The following is a 2,736-nucleotide window of genomic DNA, read 5'->3' as shown; positions in this document are numbered from 1 at the left end:
TCTTTACTTTTGATGGCAAAGCATTTACACCGTTTGAAATTCCGGAAGGAAAAGTAAATCCAACTATGGGAGTTAGCACTTCTAAAATGATTCACTCCATTACCGAAGATAGTCAAGGCCATATGTGGTTTGCCACCAATGGTGGAGCATATAGGTTTGACGGAAATACATTAACGAACATTTCAGCAAAAGACCAATCGCTATCCAATTTTGTGAATCGAATTATTGAAAGAGCAGATGGAACCTATTGGATTTCCACCGTAAACGGACTTTTTCATTACGATGGGGCTACGTTTATAAGCATCACTGAAAAGTTGTTGGGCAAAGATGAAGGAGTAGGCTGTATTTTTGAAGACAAAATCGGTACGATTTGGTTTACTGCAAATAAGCGTGATATCTATAGTTACAACGGTGAAACATTCCATAAAATACAAATTAAAGAAGGTGATTTTTCGCCATTCCCTTTCCAAATTTATCAAGATAAACAAGAGCGACTTTGGTTTGTAGGTTTTAAAGGAGCTTATCGTTTGGAAAATAATGCCTTTGTGAATGTTACAAGAAACGGACCGTGGTAACGATACAAAAACAATTTATTATAAATCATTAAAATCATCAATCATGAACAACAATTTATTTTTTGGCTTATTACTACTTTCGTTCAATTATAATTGTGCGGAGGTAAACTCACAGGACATGGCTCAAAACACCACAGCGGTTGACAGCGTGTATGTTGGTCCAACTTATTTTAGCGACGATTTGGTGCGAGAAGACTCCCTTTACACCGCTATCATTCGCATCGACAAACAAAACGATAAGGAACATGTACTTTCCATTCAAATGAATTTAAAGAAGAATGGCTATTTTGTTTCGCCGACAGAAAGCGGAGCTTTTACCGGAAAATTCACCATTGTGCTTACAGAACCGCAACATTTACAAACCAATGGAGCCATCATTGAAACCCCTTTATCAAAAGTGGATGAAAATGAAGGTTTTGTAAAATTGGTTCGAGAAAACACTTACTACAAACAATCCTTAAAAGTACTAACCAACGAGAATTTTGAAGTATCCGGACATATTCAATTTACCATTGAACCGCGTTGCACGTTAGAGAAAATACCTTTTATTCTTTCGAATGTGGATGGAAAGTTGAGTTTGAAGATTGATGGGTGTTAACAGTTGGCAGTTGACAGTCACAGTTTTCAGTGACAGTTACAGTTTTCATCCCTAGACTTCGGGAGAAGTTTTCAGAGGGTATAAAAAATCATCAAAAAAATCAATAACATGAAAAAAATTATTTCTTTAGTCATCTTAACATTAGTAGTGGTTGGCGGACTGGTGTTTAGCTTCACACAATTCAACAACGAATCGGTTGCTAAAAATAAAATAAAATCGGAAGCTCCAATAATTTCAAAACAAAAGCCACTCACAGCTGCAGAAAAAAATGCCGAATTAAAAAAATGGGAGGCGAGTCCTGATGGAATCCAATTCAAAAAGTGGGAAGCCTCTCCCGCCGGACAAAAAGTGTACGCCGCTGAAGCTAAAATCATGCCATCCATAAAAAGTTTTACAGCTATGGAAGCCGTTGTCACTTCACTTTCTCTTCCGGAAGGTTCGAGAGTAGGATTTGGCTTGATGATAGCAATAGAAGGCAAGGAGTATATTCTTTCTTTTGGCATTGAACAACCCGGTAAAAATAGTTTGAACTTAAAAAGAGAATTTGACCTTTTACGAACGCTAAAAGTGAATGACAAAATTAGTCTAAAAAGCAAAAATGTATCTCATGCACCCAAGTATGCCTATCCAATTGTGTCGGGTGACTATGTGGAACGGGAGGGTGAAATTATTTATAAACGGACGCCACGGAAAGGTGGGTGTTAGGTAAATTAATTTTGAAATAGATTTAGAAGTATGTTTTATCTGAGATGATCAATTGCTGATTTTATTTGTGGGTGCGAGCGAGACGCTTGTTCGATTGGGTGCGTGCTATTAACTTCTGCGGTGCTTTTCAAGCACCTATCATGTTTTCAGCTGCAATTTCTAAAGTTCCAATATACTTGTCGAAATATGTTTGATTAGCATCGTCACGATCAGTTGATTTTAAAAAAAAACTTGCTCTAGTTGTATTTGGATTCCCACCTAATCTTGACCTAACAAGATTTTCATATTTTTCCTTAGCAGTACCAGAACTATGTGCGATAAAATTTCGAACTTTGGTTATGTCCTTCAATTCGATACTAATAGTGTTTAACGTGTCTATTATTCGGTTTGGAACATCCAAATGTCTTTCAAATCTCTTTTTAATTATCGTTTCATCTGTCCACTCTATATAATTTTTGTCCTGATATATTATAGTACGAACAAGATTTCTATCTGCAATAGTCAATTTAGGTGTTATTGGATTACCATTTATAACTGTCTGTCCATTTAATAAACAAACAAGAATTTCTTCTAAAAAAACTTCCCAATTTTTATGTAACTGTATGAAAGCAGCTTCCACACCACTATCTGTATGTAAACCGACTGGACTTAAACAATGAGTATATAAGTCTCGTGATTCAGTAATTGTATCAATAAACTTATCTCTAACTTGTTGTAATGTCATCGCTAAGAATATATAGGTTTAATAATTTCTTTTAAAACTTCGTGACGATATTTTCTATTTGTTATTTTATCAGTACTACTTGTTGAAGCATTTTTAAAACTTTCATATTCATCATATACCTCATCTCCAGTTAA

Annotated in this window: 4 protein-coding genes; 3 read left to right on the top strand and 1 reads right to left on the bottom strand. The window is 35.4% G+C overall.

From position 1 onward, the window contains the following. From ACIQ2S_RS12720 to ACIQ2S_RS12710, 3 genes are all read left to right on the top strand, one after another. Positions 1-575 (top strand): two-component regulator propeller domain-containing protein (locus ACIQ2S_RS12720; protein ID WP_396176576.1); only part of this gene is annotated, 575 nt, incomplete at its 5' end. Positions 576-618: 43 nt separating this feature from the next. Further along, on the top strand, positions 619-1,173 hold the full coding sequence (locus ACIQ2S_RS12715; protein WP_396176574.1) for a hypothetical protein: 555 nt from the start codon (positions 619-621) through the stop codon (positions 1,171-1,173). A 108-nt stretch (positions 1,174-1,281) separates the two neighbouring features. Continuing rightward, positions 1,282-1,878, top strand: a complete 597-nt coding sequence (locus tag ACIQ2S_RS12710) for a hypothetical protein (RefSeq protein ID WP_396176572.1) — start codon at positions 1,282-1,284, stop codon at positions 1,876-1,878. Positions 1,879-2,005: 127 nt separating this feature from the next. Here the strand turns inward: ACIQ2S_RS12710 and ACIQ2S_RS12705 are convergent, their stop codons facing one another. Further along, a complete protein-coding gene (locus ACIQ2S_RS12705; RefSeq protein WP_396176570.1) occupies positions 2,006-2,602 on the bottom strand; it encodes a hypothetical protein in 597 nt (198 codons plus the stop codon). Positions 2,603-2,736: the final 134 nt, after the last annotated feature.

Origin of the sequence: Flavobacterium sp. (assembly GCF_044371705.1) — a bacterium.
GTDB lineage: Bacteria > Bacteroidota > Bacteroidia > Flavobacteriales > Flavobacteriaceae > Flavobacterium.
Note: the sequence above shows the minus strand (reverse complement) of the source record. Positions and strands in the feature narration are given on the sequence as shown.

What these genes read in the sequence shown, in the direction of transcription:
- ACIQ2S_RS12715 (WP_396176574.1), top strand. Translation starts at nt 619, where the DNA reads ATGAACAACAATTTATTTTTTGGCTTATTACTACTTTCGTTCAATTAT.
- ACIQ2S_RS12710 (WP_396176572.1), top strand. Translation starts at nt 1,282, where the DNA reads ATGAAAAAAATTATTTCTTTAGTCATCTTAACATTAGTAGTGGTTGGC.
- ACIQ2S_RS12705 (WP_396176570.1), bottom strand. Translation starts at nt 2,602, where the DNA reads ATGACATTACAACAAGTTAGAGATAAGTTTATTGATACAATTACTGAA.